This is a genomic window from Streptomyces sp. NPDC101227, assembly GCF_044767545.1.
Classification (GTDB): domain Bacteria; phylum Actinomycetota; class Actinomycetes; order Streptomycetales; family Streptomycetaceae; genus Streptomyces.
Genome location: NZ_JBIWOD010000018.1, coordinates 97,981 through 112,240 on the forward strand (window position 1 = coordinate 97,981; position 14,260 = coordinate 112,240).

Here is a 14,260-nt window from a genome sequence, read left to right on the forward strand (position 1 = left end):
TCCGCACCATGCCTCCCGTCCCGTTCCCCCTCGGACCGCCCCCGCCTCCCCTCGGTGCACCGCTCGTCCGCCGGGACGCGCGGGAGAAGGCCGGCGGGGCCGCCCGCTACGCCGCAGAACACACCCCGCCGGGCTGCGCCTACGCCTGGCCGGTCCCCGCGACCGTCGCGCGCGGCCGGATCACCGCCGTGGACACCACCGAGGCGCTGGCCCTGCCCGGCGTGTGCGCGGTGCTGACGCACCACAACGCGCCCCGCCTCGTCACCCCCGACGACCCGACGACGGCGCCCCTCCAGGACGAACGGATCCCGCACCGCGGCTGGTATGTCGCACTCGCCGTCGCCGACAGCCTCGAGGAGGCCCGCGCGGCGGCCGAAGCGGTCCGGCTCTCGTACGACACCGCAGGTCACGACGTACGGCTGACCGCCGACCACCCGCGCCTGTCCACGCCCGAACAGGTCAACGGCGGCTATCCCGGCACCCGTGAACGCGGCGACTTCGACGCGGCGTTCGCCGCCGCGCCCGCCACCGTCGACGCGACCTACACCGTGCCGCCGCTGCACAACCACCCCATGGAGCCGCACGCCTCCACCGCCCGCTGGCACGACGGCCATCTGACCGTCCATGACTCCAGCCAGGGCTCCACCAGGGTGCGCGACGACCTCGCGGCCCTGTTCGGGCTCGGCAAGGACGACGTCACGGTCATCTCCGAGCACGTCGGCGGCGGCTTCGGCTCCAAGGGGACGCCCCGCCCGCAGGTCGTCCTCGCCACGATGGCCGCCCTGCTCACCGGCCGCCCGGTCAAGTTGGCCCTGCCACGCCGTCAGATGCCCGCGGCCGTCGGCCACCGGGCGCCCACGCTCCAGCGCGTACGGCTGGGCGCGGGCACCGACGGCGTCATCACCGCCCTCGCGCACGAGTGCGTCACCCACACCTCCACGATCACCGAATTCGTCGAGCAGGCCGCCGTCCCCGCCCGTGTCATGTACCGCTCGCCCAACAGCCGCACCACACACCGCGTCGCCGCCCTCGACGTCCCCACCCCGTCCTGGATGCGCGCCCCGGGCGAGGCCCCGGGGATGTACGCCCTGGAGTCCGCCGTCGACGAACTCGCCGTGCTGCTCGACATCGACCCCGTGGAACTGCGGGTGCGCAATGAGCCGGAGACGGAGCCGGACAGCGGTCTCGCCTTCAGCAGCCGGCATCTCGTGGAGTGCCTGCGGGCGGGCGCGGACCGCTTCGGCTGGCTGCCCAGGGATCCGCGGCCGGGCGTACGCCGCGAGGGAAACCTGCTGCTCGGTACGGGCGTCGCCGCGTCCACCTACCCCGTTTACATCGTGGGCAGCGAGGCCGAGGCACACGCCGCCGCCGACGGCGGTTACCGCATCCGCATCAACGCCACCGACATCGGCACCGGCGCCCGCACCGTCCTCGCCCAGGTCGCCGCCGCCGCGCTGGGCGCCCCCGAGGAGCGCGTACGGATCGAGATCGGCGACAGCGATCTGCCGCCCGCCTTCCTGGCCGGCGGCTCCGCGGGCACCGGCTCCTGGGGCTGGGCCGTCCACAAGGCCGCCACGGCGCTGGCGGCGCGGCTGCGCGAGCATCAGGGGCCGCTGTCGCCCCGTGGGATCACGGTCACCGCCGACACCCACCAGGAGACGGCCGAGCCGAGCCCGTACGCCCGGCATTCCTTCGGCGCCCAGTTCGCCGAGGTGCAGGTCGACACCGTCACCGGAGAGGTACGGGTGCGCCGGCTGCTGGGCATGTTCGCCGCCGGTCACATCCTCAACGCCCGTACCGCGCGCTCCCAGTTCACCGGCGGCATGACCATGGGCCTGGGCATGGCGCTCACCGAGGGCAGCGGCCTGGATCCGGCCTTCGGCGACTTCACCGAATGCGACCTGGCCTCCTATCACGTACCGGCCTGTGCCGACGCCCCCGCCATCGAGGCGCACTGGCTCGACGAGGACGATCCGCACCTCAACCCCATGGGCAGCAAGGGCATCGGAGAGATCGGCATCGTGGGCACCGCGGCGGCCATCGCCAACGCCGTACGGCACGCCACCGGCGTCCGGCTGCGCGACCTCCCCCTCACCCCGGACAAGGTCCTGCCCCGGCTCGCGCCCTGACGGCCCGACGGGCCCGACGAGCCCGACCGGCTCCGACGGGTCGGCGGGCCGGTGGCCGGGGCCCTACACGCACACGGCCGAACTACGCGCCCCGCCCGGCACGGGAGGTTACGATCGCGGCATGGCAACGGCGAGGTCGCCCCTTCGCAGCGTGCGGGACCGTGGTTCGGCGGTCCCGCTCCGGCTGCTGTGGCCGGCCCTGCTGGTGCTGTTCTGCGTGGCCCTCGCGCACGGCGCGCGGGCGGAGAGCGCGGAGGGACATGCGGCGGGCGCCGTGCCCGCCGTGTCGGCGGGACCACTCGTCTCCGCGGGACCCGCCGCGCCTGCCGCGGCCACGGACCCAACTGCCGCATCACACATGGCAGTTGACGAAGACGGTCACGGCGTCGACGGCGGCCGTCCCGCGCCCCCCTCCCACGTGCACTCTCCCGAGCTGTGTCTCTCGGGACAGCCGCAGCAGGGCCCCGTGCTGACCCTGCCCTGCGCCGCGCGGGCGGCCGAGGCCCCGGCGCGCTCGCCGCTGTGGGGCCGGTCCGGGGCGACCGGCGAGGCATCGGCTCTGCCTCCCTTGCGAAGCGCTACGGGCTCCGTCGTTCAGCAGGTCTAGATTTCCGGCCGTTTCCGGCCCGTTATCTCTGCTCACTTCGCTCGTCGCCGCCCCCTGCTCGCGCTGGTTCCGCCGCGCCGCGTTCCCTTGCCGTTCGCGGACGAGGCGGTGGTCATGCCATGGAGGACCCGTGTCGCTTCGCCCTCCCGCCCGTACCCGCCCCTTACCGCCCCGGCCCCGGTCGTGGTCCCCGCCCCGGTTCGCCCTGCCCCGCCCACCGTGGCCGATCGCCGTACTCCTGCTCCTCTGCGGGCTGCTGCTGACGGTGCTGCCGTGCTCCGGCGCGGGCGGTGCGGACCACCACCGTCCGCCGGGCAGCACGGCGGCGTCGTCGGCGGGCCACGCCCCGGTGGCGCAGGCCCCGGACCCGGACGGGCTGCATGCCGAGTGCGGGCACGGGGCGGCCGGCCGGATCCCGCAGGGGCGGGCGGCCGTGGGGGACGGCGGCGCGCCGCTGATGGGTCTCGTCGCGACCGTGGCGGCGGTAGTGGCCGTGCGGCGGCCGGCCGTGGCGAGCGGGACCGCACGGTGCGGGCCGGCGCGCGGCGGGCGCCGGACGCTCGCCGTCCTGTGCAGGTGCCGGATATAGGAGCCGCCCCGCGGCCGGCCATGCGGACCGGCCGCCGCGCGCCGCGCCCGAGCGTCCCGGCGCGCGAGAGGAGTGCCCCCATCCCTGCACACCGAGCGAGAGCGACTCATGCACTCTCTTCCCGCCCTTCCCGACCTTCCCCCGACCACCCTGCCCACCGTGCCGGTAACCCCCGACCCCACGCGCGGCCGGCCCGCCCGGGTCGCCTCCGGCATGCCCGGCCTGGTCGGCAACACCCCGCTCCTGCACATCTCCGAGCCGCTCACCCCGCCCGGCCGCGGCTTCTGGGCGAAGCTGGAGGGCCGCAACCCCGGCGGCATCAAGGACCGCCCCGCCCTCCACATGGTCGAACGCGCCCGCGCCCGCGGCGAGTTGCGGCCCGGCGGACGGATCATCGAATCCACCAGCGGCACCCTCGGGCTGGGCCTCGCGCTCGCCGGGATGGTCTACGGGCATCCCGTCACCCTGGTCACCGACCCCGGCCTGGAACCCTCGATGACCCGGCTGCTGACCGCCTACGGGGCGCGGGTCGACCTCGTACCGGAGCCACACCCCAGCGGCGGCTGGCAGCAGGCGCGCCGCGACCGGGTGGCCGCGCTGCTGGCGGAGCACCCCGGCGCCTGGTGCCCGGACCAGTACAACAACCCGGACAACACCTCCGCCTATCTGCCGCTGGCCCTCGAACTCGCCGGTCAGCTCGGCCACATCGACATGCTGGTATGCAGCGTCGGCACCGGCGGGCACTCCGCGGGGGTGTCCCGGGTGCTGCGCCAGCTCTACCCGGAGCTGCGGCTGGTCGGCGTCGACACCATCGGCTCGACCATCTTCGGGCAGCCCGCCCGCACCCGGCTGATGCGCGGACTGGGGTCCAGCATCTATCCGCGCAATGTCGCCTACGAACAGTTCAGCGAGGTGCACTGGGTCGCCCCGGGCGAAGCGGTGTGGACCTGCCGCCGGCTGGCGGCCTCGCACTACGCCACCGGCGGCTGGAGCGTCGGCGCGGTCGCGCTCGTGGCGGGCTGGCTCAGCCGCACCGAACCCGCCGGGACGCGCATCGCGGCGGTCTTCCCGGACGGGCCGCAGCGCTATCTGGAGACGGTGTACGACGACGAGTACTGCGCCGCCCACGGACTGCTCGACGCGCCGCCGGCGGACGGGCCTCAGACGCTGCGACGGCCGGACGAGAAGGAGGTCACCGCCTGGAGCCGGTGCGCCGGCGCCGTCGATCCGCTCACCCTGCGGGACGCGGTCCGTGCGGAGGCGGGCCGGTGAAGGACACCCTCGCCCAGGTGCGTTCCTATGAACGCAGCGTCCAGCTGCTGATGGCCAATCAGTTCACCATCAACCTCGGCTTCTACATGCTGATGCCCTATCTGGCCGCGCATCTGTCCGGGACGCTCGGGCTGCCGGGGTGGCTGGTCGGGCTGGTACTCGGCGTCCGCAACTTCAGCCAGCAGGGGATGTTCCTGATCGGCGGCACGCTGGCCGACCGGCTGGGGTACAAGCCGCTGATCGTGGCCGGCTGTGTGCTGCGGACGGTGGGGTTCGCCACGCTCGGCCTGGTGGACTCGCTGCCCGCGCTGCTGGCGGCGTCCGCGGCCACCGGGCTGGCCGGGGCGCTGTTCAATCCGGCGGTCCGGGCGTATCTCGCCGCGGAGGCGGGGGAGCGCAGGCTGGAGGCCTTCGCACTGTTCAACGTCTTCTACCAGGCGGGAATTCTGCTCGGTCCGCTGGTGGGCATGGTGCTGACCGGCGTGGACTTCCGCGTCACCTGCCTGGTCTCCGCGGGGGTCTTCGCGCTGCTGAGCATCGTGCAGATCCGTGCGCTGCCCGCCCGCGGTGGCGACGGCGCGGAGTCCGGCGCGGACGGCGACGGGGACGGGCGGCACGAGGGCGTGCTCTCCCAGTGGCGGCGGGTGCTGGCCAACCGGCCGTTCCTGCTCTTCTCCGGCGCCATGATCGGCTCGTATGTGCTCTCCTTCCAGGTCTATCTGGCGCTGCCGCTGGAGGTGAAGCGCCTCGGCGGCGACGGGGAGTTCGGTACGGCGGCGGTGGCGATGCTCTTCGCCGTGTCGGGGCTGAGCACCATCGTCGGGCAGACGCGGGTGACGGCCTGGTGCAAGGCGCGGCTGGCTCCCGGCCGCGCCCTCGCCTGGGGGCTGCTGGCGATGGGGCTGGCGTTCGTGCCGGTCCTGGCGGCCGGTGCGCTGCCCGTACCGCAGGCGGGGGTCGGCCGCTGGGCGCTGGCGGCTCTCCCGCCGGCGCTCGCCGCGCTGCTGCTCGCCATCGGCACGATGATCACCTACCCGTTCGAGATGGACACCATCGTCCGGCTCTGCGGTGACCGCCTGGTCGCCACCCACTACGGGCTCTACAACACCATCTGCGGTATCGGCATCACCCTGGGCAACCTCCTCACCGGAGCCGCTTTGGACGCCTCCCGCGCGGTCGGGCTGCCCGCCCTGCCCTGGCTCGTCCTCCTGGCACTGGGCCTGGCGTGCAGTGCCGCGCTCCACGGCCTGCACCGCACCGGCCGGCTGGGCCCGGTCACCGTCCCGGGGGCGCAACCGGCCACCGCCTGAGCGAGGCGGGCCATGCGAAAGCGGCGGCCGTCCCCGTACTCACGGGGGCGGCCGCCGCACGCCCCGAGCCGTTACGCACCACTGGCCCCGAAATGCCCACCTGTGCCCTTCTCGGGGCAACCGCGCCCGGGGAGTTCGTCGTGCGTACCGCGAGGTGTCGCACATGAGACACCCCCGCTTCCCTGGCGCTCGTTCCTCTTGGAACACTCTGCTGAGCCCTGTTTCCTTACAGTCCCTCACACGACCGAACAGCGCTCTCTCCACTTCCGCAAATACCCCCACACACCGAGAGGTTCCCGAAGCCATGGCTGAACTCAACCGGCGGCGCTTCCTCCAGATAGCCGGCGCCACCGCGGGCGTCTCCGCCCTGTCGGGCAGCATCGCCCGCGCCGCGGCCATTCCTGCCGCCCGCCGTTCCGGCTCCATCCAGGACGTCGAGCACATCGTCGTGCTCATGCAGGAAAACCGTTCCTTCGACCACTACTTCGGCACGATGAAGGGCGTACGCGGCTTCGGTGACCCCCGCCCGGTGACCCTGCCCAACGGCAAGCCGGTGTGGAACCAGCCCGGCAGCGGCAAGGACGTGCTGCCCTTCCACCCGGACGCCGAAGACCTCGGCATGCAGTTCATCGCGGGCCTCGACCACGACTGGGCGGGCGGCCACAAGGCGTTCAACAACGGCAAGTACGACCAGTGGGTGCCCGCCAAGTCCGAGCGGACCATGGCGTATCTCACCCGCAAGGACATTCCGTTCCACTACGCGCTCGCCGACGCGTTCACCGTCTGCGACGACTACCACTGTTCGTTCATGGGGGCCACCGACCCCAACCGCTACTACATGCTCACCGGCCACGTCGGCAACGACGGCAAGGGCGGCGGCCCCGTCCTCGGCAACCAGGAGGCCGGGTACGACTGGACGACCTACGCCGAGCGCCTGGAGCAGGCCGGGGTCTCCTGGAAGGTGTACCAGGACATCGGCGACGGCCTGGACGCGAACGGCAAGTGGGGCTGGATCGAGGACGCCTACCGCGGCACCTACGGCGACAACTCCCTGCTCTTCTTCAACAGCTTCCGCAACGCCAAGCCCGGCGACCCGCTCTACGACAAGGCCCGCACCGGCACCAACGTCAAGGCGGGCGACGGCTACTTCGACCACCTCAAGGCCGACGTGAAGGCCGGCAAGCTCCCCAAGGTCTCCTGGATCGCCGCGCCCGAGGCGTTCAGCGAACACCCCAACTGGCCGGCGAACTTCGGCGCCTGGTACATCTCCCAGGTCCTGGACGCCCTGACGTCCAACCCCGACGTGTGGAGCAAGACCGCCCTGTTCATCACCTACGACGAGAACGACGGCTACTTCGACCACATCGTCCCGCCGTACGTCCCGTCCTCCGCCTCCCAGGGCAAGTCCACCGTCGACACGACGCTGGACTACTTCCCCGGTAACGCGAGCTACTCCGCGGGCCACTACGGCATGGGCCAGCGCGTCCCGATGCTCGTGGTCTCGCCGTGGAGCACCGGCGGGTTCGTGTGCTCGGAGGTCCTCGACCACACCTCGATCATCCAGTTCATGGAGAAGCGCTACGGCGTCAAGGAGCCGAACATCTCGCCGTGGCGGCGCGCCATCGCCGGCGACCTCACCTCCGCCTTCGACTTCGGCGTCAAGGACACCGACCCGGCGAAGCTCCCCGACACCGCGGCCTACCAGCCGCCGGACCACGAGCGCCACTCCGACTACGTCCCGCACGCCCCCGCGAACCCGGCCCTGCCCAAGCAGGAGTCCGGCTCCCGCCCTTCCCGCCCGCTGCGCTACGCGCCGCTGGTGGACGGCGCAGCGGACCCGGCGGCCGGGAAGTTCACGCTCACCTTCAGCGGCGGTGACACGGCGGGCGCCTGCTTCCACGTCCGCTCCGCCAACCGCACCGACGGCCCCTGGACGTACACCACGGAGGCGGGCAAGACGCTCTCCGACACCTGGAACTCGGCGTACTCCAAGAACGCGTACGACCTGTCGGTATTCGGCCCGAACGGCTTCCTGCGCGTCTTCAAGGGCCCCGGCAAGACCGCGGGACCCGAGGTGACCGCCCGCCACGACAAGACCACCGGCAACCTCAAGCTGACGCTGACGAACAAGGGGTCCGCCGACGTCAACCTCACCGTGACGAACGCTTACGGCGGCGCCGCCGAGACGTTCAAGGTGAAGGCGGGTGCCACCGTGGAGCACACCGCCGACCTGCGGGCCACCAAGCGCTGGTACGACCTGACGGTGACCTCCGACGCGGGCTCCGGCTTCCTGCGCCGCCTCGCCGGACACGTCGAGAACGGACAGCCGGGCGTGAGCGACCCGGCGATCATCACCGGCTGAGCGGCCGCGCTCAGACAGCAGGGGCCGGTGCCTTCGGGCACCGGCCCCTGCGTCGTTCGGTCCTCAGCCCCCCGCCGGCGGCAAGTCGCCCTCCGGCACCCGGGAGCCGACCGCCGTCACTTCAGCGCGCTGCGCTGCTGCCACTGCTGCCAGGACTCCTGCCAGACCTCGAGGCCGTTGCCGACGTCGGTCTTGTTGGGGTTGCTGGTGCCGTTCACCTTGACCGTGGAGCCGATCGTGAGGAAGTCGTAGACCTTCTTGGCGTCGCCGGTGCTCATCCCGAAGCAGCCGTGGCTCGTGTTGGCCACGCCGAGCTGCTTGTTCCAGGGCGCGGAGTGCAGGAAGGTGCCGGAGGCGGTGAGGTGGGTGACCCACTTCGAGTCCAGCATCCATTCGTCGCCGTGGCCGATGGTGGAGGAGTCCATCGTCTCGGCCGCGTTCTTGCTGCGTACGGTGTGCACGCCGCCACGGGTGGGGTCCTGGGGGGAACCCGCGGAGCCGACGACGCTGCCGACGTTCTTGCCGTTCTCGTACATGGTCAGGGTGTGCGAGGGCACATCGATGACGGCCTTGTGGTCGGCGCCTATGGCGAAGCCGAAGTTGTAGTCCCGGGCGAACCAGCCGCCGTTGGCGCCGGAGTCGATCCCGGTCAGCGCGCCCTTGACGGAAACCTTGGTGCCCGACGGCCAGTAGTCCTTGGGCCGCCAGTCGATCCGGTCCTTGCCGGAGTAGTCCTTCACCCAGCCCCAGGCGCCCTCGACATGCGGCTTGGTGGTGACCTTCAGCGCCTTCTCGATTCCGGCCCGCCGGTCCGTGGCTATGGGGTTGTCGAAGAGGATCGAGACCGGCATTCCGGTGCCCACGGTCTGCCCGCCACCGGGGGTGTTCGTGAGCTTGTTGATCTTGTCGGCCGCTTCCGTGGTGAAGACCGAGGTGGCGGAGGATTCCTTGCCGCCCGTCGACTTCGCCCGGGTCTTCACGGTGTAGGTGGTCTTCGGGCGGACCTTGCCGTCCGACTTCCACGACGCGCCGCCGGCGCTCAGCCGCCCGTCGACCTTGGTGCCCTGGTCGTCCTTGACCTCGACCGAGGTGAGCTTGCCGCCGTCGGCCCGTATGGATATGGCCGAGCCCAGCTTGACCGACTTGCTGCCCGCGGCCGGGGTGACGGTCACCTTGGCCGAGGGCTCGTCCGCCTTCGACGAGCTCGCGCCGCCGCTCGTCCCGCACGCGGTCAGCAGGGTGGCCGTCGCTATCAGCGCAGGCAGGTACCGGACGGAATGGCGGCGATGTGCGGCGTGCACGGAGGTCCTCCAAAGCAGACAGCAGAGGGCGGGCTACCCGCCGCACATACAGAGGGTTTGTCTGCTTCGGAGGTTGTCTGGGGAATCGGAGATTTATGCCACGGTTCGGTCTCGGTCTCGGTCCGGGTTCCGGCCTCGGTGATCCCGGTGGTTTCCGTTACGGGCTGACCTGCCCCGTCCCGCCGCCCGTGGACGCCGGCGGGGGCTGGGACACGGTGGTGGGGTTCTGCGCGGTCGGGCCCTCGGTGCCGGTGGGGGCCTCGGGCGGGGTGGTGGGGTTCTCGGTGCCGGCGGAGGACGGGGCGGAGGGGGACTCGGAGGACGGGGGCGAGGACGTGGGGGAGGACCCCGGGGAAGAGGGGGTCCCGGGGGACGGGGTTCCGGAGGGAGACCGGGTGGGGGGCGGCGTCCAGCGGTCGCTGTCGCCGTCGCTGCCCTTGGGACGCCGGAAGTACTGGCCGGTTTCCGGGTCGTAGAGGACGAAGTCCTTCACGTCGGCGTTGGCGGGCTGCACGGCCACCGTGTTCGAGGCGCGGTATCCGGGCCAGGCCGTACCGGTCGTCCTGGCGTGGCTCTTGAGGGGCACCGGCCGCTGGAGGGGGTTGCCGCAGGCGCAGCGCACCCGGGGCATGCCGTGGGAGTCGATGAGGACGGCGGTACCGGCCTGCAGCACCGACTGGAAGGCGGTGGCCTTGCCGTCCTTGAAGCCGTGGTTGGTCACCCGGGTGTCCATCCGCAGCTGTACCGGCGTCAGCGAGCGAAGAAAGGACGGTACGGCGCCGGCGTCGATGCCTTCGGCGCCGGCGAACGCCTTGGCCTTGGCCCGGTCACTCTCCAGGAACTTGATCTGCTGCTCGACGTCGCAGGCGGTGGTGTTCCGGCTGCCGCCGTACAGGCCGGGTTCCGAGCCCGGGTAGTTGGGCGTGCCGGACGCGGTGCCGGGCGACGCGCTGGACGGCGCGCCGGAGGACGCGCTCGGCGACGGCGGCGGGGAGGACTGCTTCGCCGTCGACTTGGTGAACGGGTCGGGGCCCTCGGCTGCCGCGGGCTGGAGGAACACCTCGCCCGCGCCGTTGCCGCTCGGACGGGTCAGGATGACGGTCAGCGCGACGGCCGCCACGACGGCGGCCGCGATGATCGCGATCCGGGGCGTGGACCGCCACCAGGGCGCGCCGCCGCCCGGCCCGCCGGCCGCTCCGCCGCCCCGGCCGCCGCCGCCTCCGCCGCCACCGGACCCTCCGTCATCCGGGCCCCCGCCGCCGGGTCCGCGCGGCCGGTCCACCTCGGTCGGCGGCCCGCCCCGCTGCGTCGGCCGCTCGGACGAGGTGCCGGAAGGCGGGCCCGCGGAGGGGCCGGAGAGCGGCCCCGACGGCGGTCCGGTCGGGTGGCTGTCAGGCGGCGGCTGAGATGTCACGGGTCCCTCTTCCGGCGCGTGCGGGCCATCCGGCGAAGCGAGCGCCGCCCGGAGTCTGCCCGGATTCGTCAACCTTCGTGTCATTGTGTGCCGGTGGCCGGTGTCGTCCGCAAGCGGGGTGGCCTGTGCGTGCTTACGGTGGGGGAGATTCCCGACCCGCCGTCCGGCAGGAGGCAGCGTGAACCAGCCGCGAGGCCCCGCAAACACCGGTCCCCTCCGGGCCTGGGGGGAAGCCCTGGCGGCCGCCGCGGCGGGCGTCATCGCCATGTACGTGATCGCCGCGCTCGGGCTGTGGGCCGCGGGCGCCGGCGACCTGCCCGGCGGCGCGTTCGCCCACGTCGTGGCGGCCACCGTCGTCGTCGCGGCGGGCGGTTCGGTCGAGCTGACCGGCGACGCGGGGGTGATCGCGCAGGCGGACGCCGCCCTCGATGCCGTACCGCTGTCGGTGACACTGGCCGGTGCCCTGGTGACCGCCGCCGTCTTTCTGCGTCCGCTACGGCACCGGGCGGTGGCCACCGGCCATGAACTGCTCGCCCGGGTCGCCCGTACGGCCGCCTTCTGGCTGCTGTTCCTGCTGGTCCTCGCCCTCGTCGCACGCCACAGCTTCAAGATCACCGTGGGTAACGACCTCGCCGACCAGATCGGCGCGGAGCTCGGCGCGACCCCCACCGTCGGCTTCCGCGCCGATGTCCCCGCCACCCTCGGCGTCGGGCTGCTGTGGGTGCTGGCGGTGCTCGCGCTGACCTTCGTCGTCTCCCGCCGGGCGCCGCTCTCCTCCCGGCTGCTGCATCTGCAGAACTCCGTACGGCCGCCCGCCTCCGCGATGCTGCTGGTACTGCTCGCCTACGCGGCGATCGGGCTGATCACCGGCGTGATCGTGCTGATCGTCAAGGGCCATCCCGCCGAGACCCTCGCCGTGATCTTCCTGGGGCTGCCGAACCTCGCCTGGATGGCGCTGGGCATCGGCACCGGCGGCGCCTGGACCGGCCAAGTCGACAAGGCCATCGGACTGCCCATGCCGCAACTGCTCGACGACGTCCTGCGCACCCGTCACGGTCAGCGCACCCTCGACCTGGGGTCCCTCGCCGAGCACGACGGCCGCGCCTGGGTGCTGGTGGCGGTGGCGGCCGTGGTGCTGCTCGGCGCCGCCTTCGCCGCCGCGGTCCGCTCCCCTGCCGCCATGCCCGCCTGGCGGCAGGCGGTGGAGCTGGCCGTGGCGCTCGCCGTCACCCTGCTCGTCGTCGGACTGATCACCCGGATCTTCGCCCACTACGGGCTCTCCGTGATCGGCGTCGGGGACCTCGGCGGCAACCTGGGCGGCGAGGTCGTCCTGCAGCCGCAACTCCTGCGTCTGGTGGGAGTGGGCGCCGCATGGGGGCTGGTCACCGGGTTCCTCGGCGGCCTGCTGGCGCGGCGGGTACGGCATCCGGGGGAGGTACCGGAGCCCGGGCCCCCAGCCTGAGGCCGTCCCGGGCCGGGGGGCCGGAAACGCCGGTGGTGGTGCGGGGGCCGGAGTGGCCGACGGCGGCGGTGCCGGTGGCCGGAAGCGCCGGCGCCGCGGCGGTGCTGCGAGCCGGAAACACCGGTGCCGAGCCCTAGCGGCCCGGAAACACCGGCGTGGCCCAGCTCGGCGGTGGTGGGGGAGCGCCCGGGTCCGATGGCGCGGTGTCTCCGTCCGGCTTTTTCGGGGGGTCTGCCGGGGGCGGTCCGGTCGCGGCGTCCTGACCTGCCGTGCGCAGCGCCGCCACGAACCCCCGGCAGGTGTCGTGCCGCTCCTCGGGGGACTTCGCCAGCGACCGGGCGAACACCGCGTCGGCGGCGGGCGGCAGGTCAGGGCGCCGTTCGGTCAGGGCCGGCGGCGGGTCGTACTGATGCGCCCAGAGCAGCGCCATGTCGTCGTCGCGCCGGAACGGCGGCGCCCCGGTCAGCATCTCGAACAGCACACAGGCCAGGCTGTAGACATCGCAGCGGCCGTCCACCGGGCGGCCCGAGATCTGCTCGGGAGCCACATAATCCAGCGTGCCGACGAACTGCCCGGCGCGGGTGAAGCCGGTGAGCGACAGCGACTTCTTCGTCAGCCCGAAGTCGGTGAGGTACGCATGCTCGGGACGGTCGCTGTCGGTGCCCTCGGCGATCAGGATGTTGCCCGGTTTGACGTCCCGGTGCACGAGGTCGTGGTCATGGGCGGCGTCCAGGGCGGAGGCCACCTGGAGGGCGATCCGGCAGGCGACCTCCAGGGACAGCCGCCCCTCGCGGTCGAGCAGCGCCCGAAGGTCCCGTCCCTTGACGTACCGCATCGCGATGTACAGCACGCCCTCGGCCTCCCCGGCCTCGAAGACCGGCACGATGTGCGGATGGTCGATGGCAGCGGCCACCCGCGACTCATGGACGAAGCGCTGCCGGAAGGTGTCGTTACGGGCCAGCTCCGGGGCCAGCAGTTTGACCGCGACCATGCGGCCGAGCCGCAGGTCCTCCGCCTTGTAGACGACCGCCATACCGCCCCGGCCGATCTCCTCCCGCAGCTGGTACCCGGCGATCCGGCGGCCGCGGAGTCCCGAGGCGCCGGCGGCGATGGAGCGGTCGTCGGGGTCCGGCACCGTGGCGTTCACCGGAAGTCACCCAGGCGGGTGGGGGAGTGCGGCGGGCCGTCCGCCGGCGCCGCCTCGTACGCCTGGTACGCCTCGGCCGGGGAGCCGCCCGGAGACTCCGCGGAGTCTCGCGAGTCGCGGGAGCCCCGGGAGTCCTGGGCATCCGGGGTCTCCCCTTCCCCGCTCCGTGCCGAAGGCCCCGCCGTCACCGCATACGTCTCCAACGACACCCCGTCGCAGTAGCACCACCGCTCGTGCCGCGCGTCGTACAGCCACACCGCGCCGCCGTCCACGACCACCCCCACCCGCATGCCCCGGGACTGCTCCCCGAACGACTCGCCGTCCAGCCTCCCCGCGAGCAGCTCCTCGACCAGCCGCCGGTAGCGGCCGAGCTCGCTCTCGACCGCGCCCAGCAGCGGCCGGGGGTCCGCGGTCCGGGCGGGCGGCTGACCGGCGGCGGGCGGCCGGTGCGGGATCGACAGCAGCAGCCGGCCGTCGACCCAGGCCGACCAGCCGTTGGAACACAGCGCCAGCGCCCAGTCGCCCCGCCGTTCGACGACCTGGACGGGCAGCAGCGGGTCGAGCGGAACCGTCGGCCGGGTGGCGTCGGGTGCGGACCAGGTCGCCATGCCGTCCGCCGGGACGATATGGCTGGGGAGGAATGCGGGCGCGGTCACAGGCGGCTCCT

General features: G+C 73.0%; 11 protein-coding genes. 7 read left to right on the top strand and 4 right to left on the bottom strand.

What is annotated here, in order from left to right; genetic code table 11:
* Positions 1–8 precede the first annotated feature (8 nt).
* The 6 genes from ACIRPT_RS32545 (at position 9) to ACIRPT_RS32570 (ending at position 8,269) form a co-directional block, all read left to right on the top strand.
* On the top strand, positions 9–2,129 hold the full coding sequence (locus ACIRPT_RS32545) for a xanthine dehydrogenase family protein molybdopterin-binding subunit (RefSeq protein ID WP_403833661.1): 2,121 nt from the start codon (positions 9–11) through the stop codon (positions 2,127–2,129).
* A 121-nt stretch (positions 2,130–2,250) separates the two neighbouring features.
* Positions 2,251–2,736, top strand: coding sequence for a hypothetical protein (locus tag ACIRPT_RS32550; RefSeq protein ID WP_403833663.1), 486 nt, complete (start codon positions 2,251–2,253; stop codon positions 2,734–2,736).
* A gap of 130 nt (positions 2,737–2,866) precedes the next feature.
* Positions 2,867–3,325, top strand: a complete 459-nt coding sequence (locus tag ACIRPT_RS32555) for a hypothetical protein (protein WP_403833665.1) — start codon at positions 2,867–2,869, stop codon at positions 3,323–3,325.
* Between the two features lie 213 nt (positions 3,326–3,538).
* On the top strand, positions 3,539–4,597 hold the full coding sequence (locus ACIRPT_RS32560; protein WP_403833876.1) for a PLP-dependent cysteine synthase family protein: 1,059 nt from the start codon (positions 3,539–3,541) through the stop codon (positions 4,595–4,597).
* Entirely contained in the window at positions 4,594–5,907 is a 1,314-nt protein-coding gene (locus ACIRPT_RS32565; RefSeq protein WP_403833667.1) for an MFS transporter, read from the top strand. The genes ACIRPT_RS32560 and ACIRPT_RS32565 overlap by 4 nt, the downstream gene beginning before the upstream one ends.
* 304 nt (positions 5,908–6,211) lie before the next feature.
* The gene (locus ACIRPT_RS32570; RefSeq protein ID WP_403833669.1) at positions 6,212–8,269 is read left to right on the top strand and encodes a phosphocholine-specific phospholipase C; all 2,058 of its coding nucleotides are present in this window, start codon (positions 6,212–6,214) and stop codon (positions 8,267–8,269) included.
* 116 nt (positions 8,270–8,385) lie between these two features.
* Here the strand turns inward: ACIRPT_RS32570 and ACIRPT_RS32575 are convergent, their stop codons facing one another.
* Positions 8,386–9,570 carry an Ig-like domain-containing protein gene (locus ACIRPT_RS32575; RefSeq protein WP_403833671.1) on the bottom strand — a complete coding sequence of 395 codons (1,185 nt, stop codon included), beginning with the start codon at positions 9,568–9,570 and terminating at the stop codon, positions 8,386–8,388.
* A gap of 157 nt (positions 9,571–9,727) precedes the next feature.
* A complete protein-coding gene (locus ACIRPT_RS32580) occupies positions 9,728–10,984 on the bottom strand; it encodes a DUF6777 domain-containing protein (RefSeq protein ID WP_403833673.1) in 1,257 nt (418 codons plus the stop codon).
* A gap of 178 nt (positions 10,985–11,162) precedes the next feature.
* On the opposite strand from ACIRPT_RS32580, the gene ACIRPT_RS32585 reads away from it, so the two are divergent.
* Positions 11,163–12,446: a streptophobe family protein gene (locus ACIRPT_RS32585; RefSeq protein ID WP_403833676.1), complete on the top strand. Its 1,284-nt coding sequence runs from the start codon at positions 11,163–11,165 to the stop codon at positions 12,444–12,446.
* A gap of 133 nt (positions 12,447–12,579) precedes the next feature.
* Here ACIRPT_RS32585 and ACIRPT_RS32590 read toward each other — a convergent pair whose 3' ends face one another.
* Both ACIRPT_RS32590 and ACIRPT_RS32595 read right to left on the bottom strand, forming a co-directional pair.
* Positions 12,580–13,593 carry a serine/threonine-protein kinase gene (locus tag ACIRPT_RS32590; protein WP_403833678.1) on the bottom strand — a complete coding sequence of 338 codons (1,014 nt, stop codon included), beginning with the start codon at positions 13,591–13,593 and terminating at the stop codon, positions 12,580–12,582.
* The gene (locus tag ACIRPT_RS32595; RefSeq protein WP_403833680.1) at positions 13,590–14,249 is read right to left on the bottom strand and encodes a hypothetical protein; all 660 of its coding nucleotides are present in this window, start codon (positions 14,247–14,249) and stop codon (positions 13,590–13,592) included. Before ACIRPT_RS32595 ends, ACIRPT_RS32590 begins: the two co-directional genes overlap by 4 nt.
* Positions 14,250–14,260: the final 11 nt, after the last annotated feature.

What these genes read in the sequence shown, in the direction of transcription:
- ACIRPT_RS32550 (WP_403833663.1), top strand. Translation starts at nt 2,251, where the DNA reads ATGGCAACGGCGAGGTCGCCCCTTCGCAGCGTGCGGGACCGTGGTTCG.
- ACIRPT_RS32545 (WP_403833661.1), top strand. Translation starts at nt 9, where the DNA reads ATGCCTCCCGTCCCGTTCCCCCTCGGACCGCCCCCGCCTCCCCTCGGT.
- ACIRPT_RS32570 (WP_403833669.1), top strand. Translation starts at nt 6,212, where the DNA reads ATGGCTGAACTCAACCGGCGGCGCTTCCTCCAGATAGCCGGCGCCACC.
- ACIRPT_RS32560 (WP_403833876.1), top strand. Translation starts at nt 3,539, where the DNA reads ATGCCCGGCCTGGTCGGCAACACCCCGCTCCTGCACATCTCCGAGCCG.